Raw genomic sequence first — 17,308 nt, 5'->3', positions numbered from 1 at the left:
ATTTCAGGAGCGTCTTCAGAGCTGCTCACCACCAGTCACATAGCTTTGGGCTTCCACTGTATCGTTGTCAACTTCTACAGGGAAGTCGTTATAATTGACGATTACGAACCCGCCACCTTCATATGTTGTCCGGAAGACGCCCTCCTCCAGGGATTCATGGGACATCATGGAACGTCCAGCAAACGGTTGGTTCACCTGGTTCACCTCGTTGTAGATCTCGGCAGCCAGATCGATCCATTGTTCATAATTCGCCGCGTAGAGATCATCATAATCCGTTTCTTTCACAACATGGTTTGGCGCATTGAACCATGCAAAGTAAGGACTGGCTCCATATTCAATCAGCTTCAGCACATATTGCCTTGCATTGGTATATGTGGAGAGATTGTATGGCGTCCCCGTATAACCGATGCTGCCGTGTACAACGAGCTGATAGAACGGAATCTCTTCATCCTCCAGCTTGAAACGACTGCTGGTCATCGGCGCATCTGTCAGACCAGTTACATACGGCAGGGCATAAGCGTTCCCGCCTTCAGCAACAAGCGAGCCAGCCTGCTGCCCGATCTGTTCAAGTGCCTTCTTTACGGAGCCAAGCGCTTGTGTTCGGTCCACCAGCTTTTTCGGATTCATATCGCTGTTTAACTGAGCTGCCAGATCATTCAGGCTTAGTGAGAGTCCATCCTTTTGAAGGGACCTCAGCTCATCTAACATGTCTGCCGTCACGTCCTCCAGCTTGTTGGGCGAAAGCACATAGGTTGGTGAACGATCCCGGTCCCGCCGCTGGATGGCCTGGTTCATCGGATACAAGACCGCCGGTTCCTGAGTTAATGTGCGTGAAGCTTCCTTGGACGGTTTAAACCCTTTTTTGGATTGCACATTCAGCAGAGCGATATCGGGATAGAAACCGATGCCCGCTTCTTGTGTGTATGCGCTGAAATCCCGCAATCCCTTTTTCCCGCCTACCGCGCCGTCTACTTGGATGGAATCCGGCAGTCGATGATGAAGCCCGCCGTTAAGCCATCCTGCATAGCGCACCTGAATATTGGATACCTTCTTCTCCGTCAAGGCGGAGAGAATGTTTTTGGCTTCATCAAACGTGGTCAAAGCCTCCGTTGAATCATACGGTATGCCCAGCATATGCTGCCTTGTTGTCATGCCGCCGAACAGTTGCAGATAAAAGGGAACGTTACTCTGCTCTTTGCTGGCGTTTAACTCGGGAAGTCCGCCGTTTTGCATCAGATAATCCCGATAGAGAGATGCAAGCCCCGAGTACGAGGCCTTATCTGCCCCGACAAAAGCATATCGAACGACGAAATCAGACGCGGTCGGTTTCTTCTGGAATTTCGGAAGTGTACGAACCATATCACTTGCCTGAAGGGTCACATCGCTCTTGTTCACCACATAGAAGCTGGGATATACGTTGTTGTAGCTGTTCAGCTTGCCGCTGATATCGGCATTCACAACTGCAACGGCATCCCCTTCTTCAATAATGCCCAGAAAAGCTCCCTCTTTCCGAATCAGTCCAAATACCGGCAACCTAGCTCTGGCTTCATTCGAACTTGCTTCCCGTAGTTTCATGGTCATATCCGGTCCATATATATCTTGTTGATAGGCAGGATACTGCAGCTTGCCATTGTTAAAATGGATCAGCGCTCCCGAACCGTCCGGAACCAGTATGGAGCCCTCTTCTTCTGAACCCCCAGCCCCGAAGTAATCCATTACAGATATGCTGTTGATCGGATATTCCTCCGGAAAATGAATGCCTGAGGACGGAACACGTACAAGCAGATCCTCTTCATCCAGCTCATATTCCATCGTAAGCATAAACAGCCGTGGTCCACTTCGTTCCTCTTCAATGCCAAACTCGGCATGATCCTGAGCCAGATCCTCCGATGTGTAACCGGCTGTGTCAAAAGCCTTCAAGGCCCGGGACAATTGCAATCCTTGCATCGCCTTATCAATCCGGACGTAAGCGCCTTCATCCTTGTCTTCCGCATAGCCGACCTTCAAGGCCCGTTGCCCGGCCTTGTCTAGCTGTGCAAGCAGCCTTTGTTCAAATCGCTCCTTGCTGATCTTCATCGGCAAGTCTTCTATGGATCGCTCAGTGCTTCCAAACTGGTAGTGGACCCGCACGCCGCTTGGCAGCACCTCGTAGCTTATCTGCTTGTGTGCAACACTATCCGTGAAGGAATTCACGGTGCTGCTCTGTCCGAGGCTGTTGAAGAAGCTGAGCTTCGTTTGTGATGACAATAGGTCTTTGTTTATCCCGGCTGCAACCCCATCCTGCTCACGATCTGCAGGATTGCTGCGCCAGATCTGGCCGCTCTGCGTGTGAATCACTGCAATCTCGGCAGTCTCTTCGTTAATGAACAATTGCAGCGCAGCATTCTGCGCAATGCCTACCATGCCGGGAAGGCGGACATCGCTGAACGATGATTTCAGTTTCTCTCCGGGAGGCAGGGAGGGAAAGTCCGTCTGATCAGCGGCAGTCACTGTCTCGTGAGCGAGCGGTGTTGGCGAGAATTGACAACCGCCCAGAAGCAGACTGCCCGCGAGCAGCATTCCTGTTATTTTTTTGGCTACGGTATAATTCATAACAAATTCCTCCTCCCTTAGCCCCGAAGCACTAATTCCTGATAGATGGTTACGACAAACGATACAATCTGCTGTACAAGACTGAAGAATAACAGGCACAGAAATGCCATAAACGCCATCGCCACAAGTGTCAGCAGCATCGTGAGCACCGTTTTGGCTGGTGTGTACTGATGAACCGTCATATTCCCCACAAATAACAGATATACCGTCCATGCAACGGCGAGTGCATTGGAGAAATAATAAAAGGCAGTTTCCTGCGCAGAGATCACAAGACTCAGCCAGATCCATGGAAAATGAATGAGTAACAACGGTACTAGTGCAAAACACGTTGACATGAAAATTTCGGAGAACTTGCCTTCCCCGTCCATCAATGTGGTTAACGACCAGTTGGCCACACACCAAAACAGTACCGGTATAATGACATATAACATTTCGAGCAGACTGTTCAGGTACTTTGGATTACTGAGATTAATGAGAAAACCGCTGTACTGGGCATGCAAAATTTTGGTGATGACCAGAAGCACCAGGATCATGAAAGCAATCAGCAGTGAGTTTCTCTGGTTCCGTTCATACTTCAATTCCCAGTATCCGTCAAACGGATGAAAAATCAGATGCAGCGGGTACTGGTATAGTTGCTTACTTGATGCCTGCATTCGTAGTCCTCCTTTTCTGCCTGCGAACGATGATGACGGTGACAATCGCAGCGACAGCCAGGAATATACCGGACATCATCCATGAAAAATGCTCACGCATCAGCTCTTTGCGGTACAAAAGAAAAGCTTTGGAATACCCTTTGGGCTCCATGCTGCGCTTGAAATATTTCGCAGACTCGGCGTATTCCTTCTGACGAAGCAATGCTTTGCCAATTCCCGCATACGCATATTCCAAGTTAGCGTTCATCTCGGCAGCTTGGGCAAACAGCACCGAAGATTGATCTTCATCACCGTTATAGTAGCTGCGCACCGCTTCGTGGAGTGTACGTCCGTATTCAGTTGTTTGAAAGACGGTGATTTCACCCAGCGCTTTATCCAGAACTAACATCCGGTCTCCCGCACGTTCCAGGGCAACAGGTGTATTAAATTGGCCCAGCCGGTTCCCGATGCCCCCATAAATATGGAGCAGATATCCGTCTCCATTGTAGGTAAAGATTCGGCCCTTGCTGGAATCCAGTACGGAATACATGTCACTGTCACCCACATCCACATCAATCAGGCGGGATGGCCCTGCTTCCTGGGTATACAGCAAATCACCCTGCGGAGTCTGATAGCCTTCTCTGCGCAAAATGTCTGTACCCTGGGCATTCAGCTTCTTGACCGGATCTTTGCCGCGATCCCCGCTAGTGGCGTAGATGAAGCCCTCTTCATCCATATCCAGATTGGTAAATTCCGTTGGAGTGAACATCACCATCTGGCTCCGCTGCTCCCGTGTTGCAAACCGTTTCCACAGATACTCCACCGGGTCCACCTGAACTCTGTTCGCTCCAATGAAGGAAGAGAACGTACCATCGGCGCTGAACTCCATGAATCCATCAAATACGCCTTCGGCCATGACGTAGATACGCTCCCCCTTGTCCATAACAATCCGCATCGGTTTAAACTGGAAGTCTGCTTTTAGCAGATCCGATTTTGGTTCAGACACGATCTTGACCAACTTCCCCTGTTCATCCAGATGCACCACCCGGTGATTATCCGAATCAGCGACCAGCAGATGGCCTTTTTCCGTGACGTACAATCCCTGTGGATTTTTAAAATGATCTTCCTTGCCTTCCTGCTCAAATGAATCAATCGTCCGTACCAGCTTGAAGTTGCGATCCATCTCAATGATGCGGCCATTGCCCGAATCGAGCACAAAGACGTGCTGATTGGCGGTAACATGCATGTCACTTGGCTCTTTCATAGGAGTTGTGTTCAGCTTCTTGCCGGTGATAATGGTTGTTGCCTCATATGCCGCCGGTGAAGGAACTGCGTCACCCCAGAAGGAATAATGATACGCATCCGTTTTACCGTCTGCATTCACGTAGGGCGCCTCTTGAACGAACAACAGGAGGCAGATCATGCCCATGATGATCGATTTACGTTTTTTCCATGTGCTTCTCCGCACCTCGCTGCCTCCTTTCTACTCTTTCATGCCCGAAGTGGCCATCGTCTGCATAACACTGCTCTGAGAGATGATAAACAGAGTGATCGGTACGATCATCAGCAGCAAAGCAACAGCCGCACCTACACCAGCTCTTGCAATCCCTCCCTGCACAATCTGACTGAGCGCATAATGCAGCGTTTTGAGATTTTCACTGTAAATGAAACTCCCGCCATCCGTTCCCCATAACGCTGGAAACTGCAGGATCATGAGCGTGAGCCATGCCGGCTTCACATTGGGCATCACGATGCTCCAGAATATCCGGTATTCATTGGCTCCGTCGATTTTGGCTGCCTCCAGCAAAGCATCGGGAATCTGCTCCATGAACTGTTTCATCAGGAAAAGTCCCAGTGAGAACGCAAGTGATGGCACAATAATGGACGCATGAGTGTTAATCCAGCCAAGCCAGGACATGACCATGTAGTTCGGAATCGCCGTAACATGCGGCGAGAACATCAGGGACAGGATGACAATGGTGAACAACACTTTGGAACCCGGAAAACGATATTTCGCCAGCGGATAAGCTGCTGCAGATGCAAGCAGGATATGCCCCGCTGTGCCAAGTATCGTAATGAGCAAAGTGTTGGCAATATAGCGGGATAACGGCACCCACGAATTGCCCATGAGATTGATCAGATCGGCAAAATTCTCCGTTGTCGGATTGTTCACCCAGAAGCGCGGCGGGAAAATAAACAGCTCATCCAGCGGCTTGAATGCATTGTTGACAGCATAGATGAGCGGAAGCACCATAAAGGAGCCGAACACGCCCAGCAATGCAAATAACATCAGGCTGACGGTAAATGACCGATTAAGCCTTTTTGGCATGCCAAACACGGCACGTACTTTGCTGGTCATCGTCATTCACCTATCTTTCTAAGCATTTTTTGCGTGAAAACGTTTGTACCCAGCATCAGGGCAAACAGAACCGTTGCGATGGCCGAGGCATAGCCCATCTCGAAACGAATGGTTCCGAAGTCCATCAGATGTGTGACAACTGTGTGTGCCGCATAGTTTACGCTCGGGAAACCTGCCAGTGCGATGGAGATCTCAGCTACGGCGAAGGAAGCGGTAATCTGCATTACCGCACCAAACATCAGCTGCGGTCTCATCGAAGGCAAGGTGATGTACCAGAGCTCCTGCCAGCGATTTTTGATCCCGTCTACGGTTCCTGCTTCAACCAGAGAACGATCAATGGTTTGCAGTCCTGCAATAAAGGCCAGGAAGCTGGTTCCCAGGCTCAGCCACAGCTGTACAATAATGACGATTGCCAGTACATACTTCTCGTCTGCGAGCCATTGGATCGGTTCCAGTACGACGCCAAGGCGCATCAGGAATCCGTTCATATACCCGTAGCTGTCACCCGAGAAGATGATCAGCCAGATGAAAAAGACGTTGCCCGATATGGATGGGGCATAGAAAACCAGCGTCATGACCGCCCGAATTTTAGGAGACAGCTCATTGATGATCCACGCAAACAAAAAGCAGGCTATATAACTGAGAGGGCCTGTAATTACGGCAAAAAGCAGCGTGTTTTTGAGCGCGATCAGAAATACGTCATCGTTCAGGAAAAGCCGGGAATAGTTCTGCCAGCCGACAAATCGCGGCAGCTCCAGCATATTGAAGTGAAAAAAGCTGAGCCCGAGTGAAATGCCGACCGGAATGACAGTAAACATGAAAAAAATCAGCATAAACGGTGCCATCAATACGTAATAATGCCTGCTGAGATACAGATCCCGCTTCAATAGGGACCACCAGCCGACCTGGCGGGTATGGACGGCAGGAGCGGCGGCTGTCTTGGTAGTTTTAGCTTGCAACCGTTACCCTCCCTTTCCTCTATTTCAGATTAAATTCTTTGCGTTTCAACTCTATTTCATCATCAATGTACAACACATAATCCGATAAGGCTTCACGCGGATTTTCATTAGCATTGACAACCTTACGGAAAGCGTTGTCCAGATGTCGTCCCGTGAAATAACCTCCAGGAAGCTGCGGGATTCCCTGTACCCATTCCCATTGTTTCTCGAGATTTTGATAATCCTTCACAGGCCAAGGCAATTGCTTCAAGGCTTCGATATTGGCCGTCGGGTAACGGGCAGCCGCTCCCATAAGACCTTCCATTTCTCTCCCGTATTCAATCTGGGTCTGCTCAGCAGTCCACCACTTCATGAACTTCCACGCCGCTTCCTTGTTGTCGGCATTTTCGAGCATCATCACCGCACTCGTCGCGCTGGCCACTTCATGCCGTATGGACCCATCCGGAAGCTGTGTACCCGGAACAATCGTAAAGTCCCAGAGATTGCGGATTTCCGGAGCCATAACTGTCAGCATGTTATACGTGGTGTAATCAGCAATCCCGATCGGCATTTCCCCTGTACGGAACCGGTTCGGAAAATCGGCTTTGAGCGGAAACTTGTAATTGGTATAAAATTGCGTCCAACGTTTGAACGCGTCCATTGAAATCTCCGAATCCAGTGCACTTTTCTTCTGGTCTTCGGTGTAGAACGTTCCGTCATTCTGATATAACAACATCGCAAAGGTTGAATTCGGAACCAGGTTGGCATTGTTCAGCGTATCCTCTATCGGCAGATAAAACTCCATGTTATGTTTCTGCAGCACGGAGATGGCGTTATATACGTCTTGCCACGTTTTCGGCGGTTCGAGGCCCAGTTCATTCAGAATATCTTTGCGGTAAAAGAGCATTGGAAAATGCTGCTGCTCCGGAAGGGCATATACCCCGTCGTTGTACCGGTAAGGCGTCAATCCGCTTTCACGGAACCTGCCCGAAACTTCCTCAAAATCGGGGAACTGGCTCAGATCCGCTGTTGCATTCCTCATCGCATAGTTCACCGGAATGTCTTCACCCATCTGCATGGCTACATCCGGTCCTTCCCCCGAGAGTGTTGCGGGCAGCAAAATATTAGGCGGAACGAGACGTAACTGCACGGACACATCCGTATCCGGGGTAAACGAATCGTCGATCATACCTTTCAGTACTTGGGCCTGATCTCGTCCGGTTGTGATCCATACGGTGATGGCATCCTTCTTTTGTTCCACGTTCCCAATGCTGTCGTAATCTTCGGTATACGAGGCAACATATGCGCCCAGTTCGTGCTTCACCTGCTGGACAGTGCTCGCTTCCGCTTTTGGCAGCGATTCACCCGGCGGAGATACGACAAGGTAATCCAACGTAATCGGCTGTTCACGTACCGATAGAATCCATGTGCCGAGACCGCCTACGTTAATTTTGAACGTATCCAGCCGTTTGGGAACCGTCTCTGGTCTGGCCGCCATATCTTCAAGCTGCAATACCATGGCGTGCAGTACGGCCACTTTGTCACTTTGCTCACCCGTGGCCTTTTCCAGGTAATCTGCAACGGAGCGCAAGGTGTCAGCTTGTCGTTCAAACACCTCCGTCATCTCCGGAATACGCCGTTCCAGCTGGTAATCCCGCAGTGGGTCCGGACTGTTGGAGGTGATCATTAATATTTTGCGATACATCTCATTCAGTTCCAGCACGCTGGATTCCACGGTCCGCAGCAGCGGAGCGATGTCGCCAAGTGTAACCGTCATTCGGATTCGGTGTTTTCCTTTTTCCAGATGAAACTGATATGGCTGATCTTCTCCCGATCCCAACACCTGAGTTTGCCAGGCAGGGCTGTAGTTAAATCGAATGCGTTTCATTTCCTTAAACGGAACTTCGCCGTTAATCGTCAGACTGCGGGTGGCATAGATGCCACGCAATTGATCCTGCTTCACCTTAAGCGCCAGTTGATACAGTCCGTCTTCAGGCACGTCAATTTCCCATTCAATCCATTCGCCCGGCAGTTTCCAGTTAATGCCCCCGATGGCGTTCATCCGAATTTTCGATACATTATAAGGCTCCAGTGAAGGACTTGATCGGTCCGAGATTGGTGCCAGTGTAGGGGATGATTTGCTGACAGCTTCCTCCCCCTGTACTTTCAGCATGACAGGAGCCGCTTGTTTCAAGCCAAGTGAGGCATAGGTCTTCTCCAGCTCTGTATAGGACGGGACTTCATTTTCCTGGTAAAGCTCGATATAATCAATCGCCATGCTTTCTCTTAATGAAGTGAGCGAGAACTGCTGACTGCCTTTTTCAAAATAAAACTGAAACGGTTCCTCGAAGTACCCTGCACTGTCCTTGAAGGAAGTCAGTTGCCATTCGGGCTGTTCCACTTGTCTTGGTCTAAGCTCGTTACCACGATCGTCCTGCCGGACGTTATCCTCGCGATTCCCCCATACCCTGTCAAACAGAAGAATATCGGCCCCTCTGAACGGGACCTTACCGTTAAGTTCAAGCCTGCGTTCGATCCCGGAGCTTTTGCCTTCTACGGGATAATAGTGAATGCGAATGTTGTACAAACCGCTCACTTGAACGGGAACATCCCAGCGAATGGTTCCAGTTTCCGGCGTAATTACGGCACTTCCGTCTAATCCGGCGTACCCTTGCACAACCTCAAATTCCCCATCCTCTGCCTGAACATAAGATTCGCCTTCGATGCGTACAATTTCATCCGGTTTGGCCGTATTGTCATGAGCAGTCAGATAATGCTCATAACTGAATGAATCCTCGGTTCCCGATACCGCCTCAAAGTCCTCAAGCGCATGTACGGTTCCCGGATTACGATCCCGCGATGGATATAGTGTCCATATGGAGAGCACCAAGGCCAGGACAAGCACCAGGATTAGTCCCTTTTTCTTACGTGACCGCATGTTTGAATGTATCCCCTTTCCTGTAAGCGTTGAGAGAACTGAACGATTGACTAACCCGGACAGACCGCACCTTCACTGGTGCGTTCTGCCCGTGTAACGTAATACTTATTTGTAAACCTCATCAATCGCAGCCTGGAAAGGAGCCTTGTATTTCTCGATCAGCGTAGATACGGACACCCCTTCTTTGAGCTCCCCATCAAAGTCCCAGAACGGCAAGGACGGGAATGTGTTATGGTCGAGAACCAACATACCTTCCGCGACCTCTCTGGCGTTGTTGATATCTGCTTCATCGGTCAGATGTGTCTCCAGTGTGGATTGTCCCGGATACTCATAGATCGAATCGATCTCGTTAATTTTCTCCCAGATGTACATCAGTTGTTCCGGATTCTCTACCGCTTTAGGAATCGTTATAGCCTGGTAACGTGACTCACCGGAGTGATACGCTGTTGCACTTGGACCTTTTGGAAACGGTACAAAACCAATATCGTAGTCCTGCATATCCGTCATAATACCTTCGACTTCGTACATAGCACCTGAATACATCAAGGTGTTGCCTTGACGGAAGAACGTGGATGGCTCTGTCCAATCGCCGCCCTCAGAAGCTCTGCCGACCTTCTCGGTAGCCAGTTTGGACAGGAAGTTCAACGCTTCTTTCGTTTTTGGATCTTCCAGGTTCTGCTTATCTTCTTTGGTCAGAGAAGCCTCGTTGGAATACAGAATCGGTTCCAGCAAGCCCGTTTGAGCGAGTCCCCAAGTATCCAGCTTGCCATCATTGTTTCGATCCTTGTTCGCTTGCTTGGCAACACTGATGAATGTATCCCAGTTCCATTCATCGGCATCCACATACTCTTGAAGTGGCTTCAAGCCGAGCTCTTGCATGAGTGTGCGATTATAGAAAATTCCGTTGATAAACGAGGACTGGTCCTCAGTAAAGCCGTAACCTTTACCTTCATACTGCATGTATTCCTTGGTTGTTTTCTGGTTGAATACCTTGTCGTTTTTAATATAATCATCCACCGGCCATAACAGATCCTGTTTGGTCAATGCCGGAATTGCATAGTTTTTGCCCAGTCTCACCAGATCGCCAAGCGGTTCACCGGCCATCAGGGAAGCAACTACTTTTTCCTGATATTCACCGAAATCGATGGAAACATATTCAATATTAAAGTTGTGTTTTTTCTTCAGCGCTTCGAGATTCTCAAGGCGTTGAATGTTGTCCGGGTTGTTCCCCTGTATTTCCATGTCCCACCAAGCAACAACCTTGATGGTTCTGCCGCCCATGTCAAAGTCCATTTCTGGCGTGGAGTTTTCATTCTTTGGCTCGGTTTCCGCGGGTTTTTGTTCCTCCTGTGGTGTTGTCTTTTCCGGCTCGGGTTGAGCAGTAGGTGCAGAACTGCATGCAGCAATCACCAACAAGACCGCAAATACCAGGCTTAGTAGCATGAACTTGTTTTTTCTCATCGTCTTCCCCCCTGATTGTCGTTTGCTATCACAGTGTATCGTCCAAATGAAAGCGCAAACAACCTGCCAGAATACAGATGTTTACCCGGGCTGAATATAGATTTGCGTAATTTTACTCAAGCAAATTGCATTATAGGTTTTAATTGGTAAAGAAATGCACTGTCTACAAAAATATGCACATTGTATGCGCTTTCTTTTATTACCATAATGAAATTAAGTCAAATTTCAGTTAACCTAGCGCATTACAATTCAGCAGAAGGTGAGGTATTGCTTCATGTATGATATTTTACTTGTGGATTTCAGCCGTCGTTTGTGCGGGGAGTTGCAACAGATGTTGCTACGGAGCAAAGCTCAATATACTATCGCAAATTGTGTGTTCTCATCGGCCGAGGCTTTGACCGCATTGTCAGAACGAGACTTTTCCCTTGTTATGGTACATACAGAGAGGTTTGATACCGCGGGGCTCTGGTTATGCAACGACATTCGAAAAAAAAGTCAGATACCTATTCTCCTTATGGGTGGAAGAGATCACTTCAGGTTCGTACGCAAAGCCTTGACGTATCAGGTAAATGATTATCTCCCGTATCCTGTTAGTCCCTCTTCTTTACTTAACAGTCTGCATGCACTTAGATCTCACCTTGAAACCGACCCGGCACACAAAACGTCGTCGTTCTTCAAAACACCCGTTCAAATGAATGGTAAACCCATGCACTCCAGTCATGTTATTCGTATCGTCAAGGCCTATGTACGGGATCATTTGAGTGATGAAATCACGCTGAAGAAGATCTCTGACATGCTTCATTTTAACTGTGCGTACCTTGGACAGAAGTTCAAGCTGGAAGAGAAGATGTCTTTCAATGATTATATGCTCCAGCAACGTATGGAAAAGGCCCAGCAGTTGTTGTCTTCTACGAATTTGCGAATATATGAGATTGCTATTGAGGTAGGTTATAAGGATATTGACTGGTTCTATAAAAAGTTCAAAGCGTATGCCGGATCGAGTCCCAATGCTTATAGAAGACAAAAAATCCACACGGCCTAAAGGTGGATTGCCAAATCGGTTTGTTTATTAATTAGATAATAACCACAAAAAAACGCAGGATGTATTCTTCTTCCTGCGTTTTTTTGTGGTTGTTTGGGTTTGGTCAATTCCAGAGTATTCACCATTAACGTACCAAAAGGGATTCCCGGTATTCTTGGGGAGTCATTCCCGTTATTTTCTTAAAAAGTCGGGTAAACGAATGTGCAGCCTCATACCCCACTTGAAGTGCGACCTCACGTACCATAAGATTTGTGTTCTGAAGCAATTCTTTGGCTTTCCGTATTCGGCAGTCGTCAATGAACTCTGACACGTTTATTCCCATTTCCTGCTTAAAAAATCGTGACAGATAGGATGGATTAAAATGATGAAGTTCTGCCAATCTCACCAGAGAAAGATCTTTCTCCAGGTTCTCCTTGACGTAACTGCATAAGGAATGAATTACAACGTTAGCGCGTTCCTGTTCATTTGATCTTTTGTAGCGTACCAGTTCATCGGCAGCACGATATAGAAATTGTACTGCATCCTTCATGCATGTATACTCCCCTAAGTGCAACAAGCTTCGTTGATCCGGGATCTTCTGTTGAAGACCCCAGCGATTGATCGTTGAATGCAATAATAAGGCCAGATTGTAGTATGTCTCCATAGCACGTTCCATCGTAATATCCTGTTGCAGCAGTTCGCCTGCAAGCTCCTCAAATATATCGTAAAATGGTTGAATTCTTCCCGTTTCCAAATATCCTGACATAATCTCGATCCGGTTTGAGATCCTCATGGATTCTTTGGGTACATCAGATGAGAGATCATTGCGATGATCCGTGAGTACCATGGATACACCATCCCCAATTTTCATCCACTGGAGTAATCGCAGACGTTCATATTGTTTGGTTAACTCGGACCAATTGCAGCTTCGACTACTTAATGAAAAAGCAATGGATACGCCAAGTGATACCATGCATGCTTCCTGTACCAGTTCCAGTGTACCTTCTAGAAATCGCACAAGTTTATCATTTGGCAACCCTTCCTCCTGCTTCGGCTGCAGCAGCCAGATCGTATCCCCATAATGGTCCGTTACACTTGCGCACACTGTCCGCTCATTCATCAGAGAAGAGCCTATAATACGAACAGATTCCTGGACTTGTGTGAGGTCCGAACCTTTTTCTGGCGGATTATTAAACCGACCCAGTATGAGATAAACAGGCGAGTTGATCTGTAATCTTATATCTCGTTTGGATAATTCGTCCTGCATATCCTTAGTAGAATCTATAACCGCTGTACAGTCTTGAAGTAACTTCCGCAAATACTCTTTTTGCTGTATCAGTGCAAGCTGTGAGTTGACTTTATGAGAATGTTCCAACAACTCAACCATGCTGTGACTTCGCCGGATCTCTTCCATCACATCTTCTACAACAGACATCACCTTGTCATAACCTTCCGTTTTGAGCAAGTAACGCACATTAGCCATCTGAAAAGCTTGATATGCATAATCAAAATCGCTGTGTCCTGTTAGAAAAATGACGCGGCAATTCGGCCAACTGGCTTGAATCCGCTCTGTCAGTTCCAAGCCACTCATGCCCGGCATGCGGATGTCCGTTAGAACAATGTCAATTCTCGAACGCTGCATCCAGGACAATGCTTCTGTTGCAGAGTAGGCTTTACATACGTCAAGCTGGTCGGGTATATGTCTAGCGAACGTTTCATAGAGACTATCCGTAATAATCTCCTCGTCATCTACAATTAAAAGTCGATACATTCGTTCTCTCCTTCTTTCCACTGGATTCGAATTGTGACTTTTAACCCTTGCAGTTCACTTCTGGATAGGAAAAGGCCACTTCCTTCTCCATACGTCAGGATCAGACGCCGATGAATATTTATTAACGCGGTCATTTCGTCTGTACCTCCGTCCTTATGCAAGCGTTGTTGAAGAGTTTGAATGTGTTGCTCTTCCAACTCATTACCATTATCCTCTACGGTGATCTCGGCATATGAACCTTCCATATTAAACCCAATAATTAGAAGTCCGGAGTCCGTATTCTTTTCAAGGCTGTGTTCGTAGGCATTCTCAATAATGGGTTGAATAATGAGTCTGGGAACTTTAATATGTTCCATCTCCGCAGGTAGTGACCCAAAATCAACTTTGATTCGTCTGGAGAATCGTAATTGTTGAATCTCTGTATAGATTCGTGAATGCTCAACTTCCACTTTCAACTTCACATGATCGGTTTCATTCCGGGTAATGAACCTGAAATACTCTCCGAGCATATTCGTGAATTGCTCAATACGTTCGGTTTCTCCTGTCCTTGCGAGTGAATTCAGAATAAAGAAGCTATTGTACAGAAAATGAGGATTAATCTGCGATTGGAGCTGTTTCAACTCGGCCCGCTGCATCATCAGTGTTTTCTTAAAATCACGGTCGATCAGGGATTGAAGATTTTCAATCATTAGATTGAAACGGGTGTAGAGGAAGCCAAATTCATCCTTTCGGTTATGCGCAATGGGGACATCAAGCATGCCTCCCTCCATTTTTTTGAATCTTTTCACCAACAACAGTAACGGGATATGAATCAACTTGTAACTTGAATAGAGATACGCCGTGATGGCAACAAATGATGTAATTGCAAACAGCCAAGCCCAATGATAGAACTTGCTAAGTGGCTTGGTAACAATTGCCTCAGGTAGATATGTAGCTACGGATAAGCCCAGGGAGTCCATATGCAACTGACTAACATGGTACATGGTGTCCCCGACTTTCATCCGAAAGCCATCAAGTGTACCCTTTACACAGTGCTCACGGTAATTCGCGAGAATAACACTAGCTTGATGTTTATCTGTGATGGCATGCCCCGTTTTGTCCTCAATCAGAAAAGTTGAACTCTCCGGGTACAAATTAAGCCGTGTGAGTTCATTCTGAAAATGGTATGTATCTAGCTCCACCTGAATGACAAAAAGCGGGGGTTCTCCTCTCGTGCCTGTCAGTCTGACGGCACTTAAGTTCAAGGCGTCCTCTTTCACAGTGAAACGTGTACCTTTTCCTTGCATGCCTGAACTGAAATATAGATATGAACTTTTATTGAAATCATCGATGCCTTGGATCGCGGATATACTCTTGCCAACAGAAGGGATATGTACATGAACGTTTTTGATATAAGCAGTGCTATTCTTGAATGAAGCGAGTCGTTCAGTCAGGTAATTTAATGTATCACGCCGCTCAACCTGATCCATCATGTCCCAGAGAATGGCCAGACGATTGAGTTTTCGATCCTCAACGATATCAAACTGCTGTAATTCCATCCATTCTATCTCTCTGTTTAATTCCACCACATATTGGTTCAACCGTCTTTCCGTTGACAACGATATTTCCTGGCTTGCATTGTCATAACTCCAATGATACAGATACACGCCAAGAAGAATAAGGGGGAGCACAAATACCAGATAGGTGATTATTAATCGCGCAAATATACTGTTAAACCATGATTTAGCAGGGATCTTGATCAATGCATTCACCTCCAATGCCAAAGGCTGAGTGGGTTCCTTGTAAGAATAAAGTGAACATTAGCGCTCCTTTGGCTTGCTGGTGCGAAACCACGCGTTAACCTCCGATGTGATCTGATCTCCCCCCAGCTTGCGCCAGTTCTCAACGAATTGATCAAACTCATCTATCGACCTGCCTAGAATAATGTTCATATAGGCTTCAAGCTGAAGATCCCGAAGAATAATTTGTCGATCAACCATCGTGTCCGTAATTCCGCCCGTGAATTGATCATAGAGAAGTTGGCCGTTCTTCTCGTAAGAATCTGCAATGCTAAAAGCACCCGAAGGCCCATAGGTTTGTTCCCAGCCCCATCCGCTCTCTACATCTTCCAATTCATAGGCCACAATGCGTTTGTGAATGGCGAGAGCTTCATTCTGCAGAGCCGAGAAGTCTCCTGTATTTCTGGCATCCCGAATTTGTTTGTATGCATCTATATTTTTATTACCGGGAAAAGGAGTTACCGGTGATAGCATCCACACAGCTCGGGAGTCGTCATTGTAGTATGTTTCATACTGTGCCTGATCCCCCCAGTTGATGTCGAGATGCAGATTCATAAGCTTTACAACGACCTCCGGATTAGAAAAGCCCTTTTTTACGGCAAAGTATTGCCCTGTGTTGGAACGTAGCGGTACAAACAGATTTCGGTCCGACTTGGCAACAATGGGATATGCCTGCCATTCTACATCTATACCTGTATCACGGGTGGTCTGGAGCATAAAGGATGTCCACTGTTCACCGTAGAGCATCCCTATTTTCCCATCCTGAACCAGACGAAACGCCTTGCTTCCACTTTTATAGCCAAAATCCGGATCAAGTTGGCCTTCACGATACAACGTTTGCAGTGCTTTCAGAGCCTCTCGAACTTCAGGCTGTATACCTCCATAAGTGAGGTTTCCTTCTGCATCTTTAACCCATATATTAGGGTAGGCACCGTAGCCTGACATCAAGCCTGCAGCTCCCATAACTGGATCCCATAGATGGTTTGTTAGCGCAAGTCCGTACGTATCCTGCTCTCCGTTCCCGTCAGGATCTCCTTCTGTAAACGCTTTCGAAACTTCGAGAAGTTCTTCCATCGTTTCAGGCGGCCGTAGCCCCAAATGCTCCAACCAATCGGTTCTAATCCACAGGTACTGCGCAGTCTCAATCGAGGAAGATGATTCGGGAATAGCCATGAGTTTACCATCAATGGTTGCCGCATCAAATGCTCCTCTTCCCTCCGCCTCCAATATACTCTTTGTAAGTGGGGAAGCATACTCTTGGTACACATGGGTTAAATCTTCGATCATTCCAGCGTTGCTCAGTTGTCTAAGTTGATATGGGTTTACTTTTACCACATCTGGGAAACGTCCTGCGGCAAGGGATACACCAAGCTTCTGATTGTATACATCTCCATTAGCAATCCAGTCATAGTGAATTTGAATACCTAGCTCTTTCTCGTACAAACGAGTCCAGCGATTATCCAGCATCGTCTCACCAGGTAACTGACTAATCATGCGCTCAAGGTCATCTCCGGTTTCCCTGACAAAAGAGACTGCTATGGGAGGAGAATACCTCTCAAACGTAGCGGGAAGTTGAATCTGTTGCCCATCTTGCTGCGGATGATGTTGTTTGGTATTACCTTCGGTATGACCTGCTGGTATGGACACAGCAAGGAACAGAATGAAGGTCCATCTTGTTATGTCCAGACATCTCTTATACATGACGACATGCCCCCAGTTCGGTTTGAACAACTCTCTTCTCTCTGTCAACTTTGGATCCATATCATTGTACAACAACTTGTAATTATTGAATACGAAAAGCCGCCGTTGGGCGGCTTT

11 protein-coding genes are annotated in these 17,308 nt (G+C 47.4%); 1 reads left to right on the top strand and 10 read right to left on the bottom strand.

What is annotated here, in order from left to right; all coding sequences use genetic code 11:
• Positions 1-15: 15 nt before the first annotated feature.
• From C161_RS14905 to C161_RS14875, 7 genes are all read right to left on the bottom strand, one after another.
• Positions 16-2,592, bottom strand: coding sequence for a DUF5696 domain-containing protein (locus tag C161_RS14905; protein ID WP_084650178.1), 2,577 nt, complete (start codon positions 2,590-2,592; stop codon positions 16-18).
• A gap of 17 nt (positions 2,593-2,609) precedes the next feature.
• Entirely contained in the window at positions 2,610-3,245 is a 636-nt protein-coding gene (locus C161_RS14900) for a YIP1 family protein (RefSeq protein ID WP_036670948.1), read from the bottom strand.
• Positions 3,229-4,692, bottom strand: a complete 1,464-nt coding sequence (locus C161_RS14895) for an NHL repeat-containing protein (RefSeq protein ID WP_036670947.1) — start codon at positions 4,690-4,692, stop codon at positions 3,229-3,231. The genes C161_RS14900 and C161_RS14895 overlap by 17 nt, the downstream gene beginning before the upstream one ends.
• Positions 4,693-4,707: 15 nt before the next feature.
• The gene (locus C161_RS14890) at positions 4,708-5,583 is read right to left on the bottom strand and encodes a carbohydrate ABC transporter permease (RefSeq protein ID WP_026081082.1); all 876 of its coding nucleotides are present in this window, start codon (positions 5,581-5,583) and stop codon (positions 4,708-4,710) included.
• Between the two features lie 2 nt (positions 5,584-5,585).
• Positions 5,586-6,542, bottom strand: coding sequence for a carbohydrate ABC transporter permease (locus C161_RS14885; protein WP_036615906.1), 957 nt, complete (start codon positions 6,540-6,542; stop codon positions 5,586-5,588).
• A 19-nt stretch (positions 6,543-6,561) separates the two neighbouring features.
• Positions 6,562-9,459: an extracellular solute-binding protein gene (locus C161_RS14880; protein WP_036670946.1), complete on the bottom strand. Its 2,898-nt coding sequence runs from the start codon at positions 9,457-9,459 to the stop codon at positions 6,562-6,564.
• Between the two features lie 105 nt (positions 9,460-9,564).
• Complete coding sequence (locus C161_RS14875) at positions 9,565-10,920, bottom strand: extracellular solute-binding protein (protein WP_036670945.1); 1,356 nt, start codon at positions 10,918-10,920, stop codon at positions 9,565-9,567.
• A gap of 274 nt (positions 10,921-11,194) precedes the next feature.
• Here C161_RS14875 and C161_RS14870 point away from each other — a divergent pair, with 274 nt between their 5' ends.
• Positions 11,195-11,962, top strand: coding sequence for a helix-turn-helix domain-containing protein (locus C161_RS14870; RefSeq protein WP_036670943.1), 768 nt, complete (start codon positions 11,195-11,197; stop codon positions 11,960-11,962).
• Positions 11,963-12,086: 124 nt separating this feature from the next.
• Here the strand turns inward: C161_RS14870 and C161_RS14865 are convergent, their stop codons facing one another.
• The 3 genes from C161_RS14865 to C161_RS14855 are packed head-to-tail and all read right to left on the bottom strand — an operon-like array spanning position 12,087 to position 17,191.
• The gene (locus C161_RS14865) at positions 12,087-13,712 is read right to left on the bottom strand and encodes a response regulator (RefSeq protein WP_036670941.1); all 1,626 of its coding nucleotides are present in this window, start codon (positions 13,710-13,712) and stop codon (positions 12,087-12,089) included.
• Positions 13,697-15,463 (bottom strand): sensor histidine kinase, encoded by a 1,767-nt coding sequence (locus C161_RS14860; RefSeq protein WP_327196789.1) that lies wholly within the window; start codon positions 15,461-15,463, stop codon positions 13,697-13,699. The genes C161_RS14865 and C161_RS14860 overlap by 16 nt, the downstream gene beginning before the upstream one ends.
• Positions 15,464-15,511: 48 nt before the next feature.
• Complete coding sequence (locus C161_RS14855) at positions 15,512-17,191, bottom strand: extracellular solute-binding protein (protein ID WP_036671098.1); 1,680 nt, start codon at positions 17,189-17,191, stop codon at positions 15,512-15,514.
• Between the last annotated feature and the right edge of the window lie 117 nt (positions 17,192-17,308).

It is taken from the genome of Paenibacillus sp. FSL R5-192 (assembly GCF_000517845.1).
GTDB lineage: Bacteria > Bacillota > Bacilli > Paenibacillales > Paenibacillaceae > Paenibacillus > Paenibacillus amylolyticus.
This window is presented reverse-complemented; position numbering and strand designations above follow the sequence as displayed.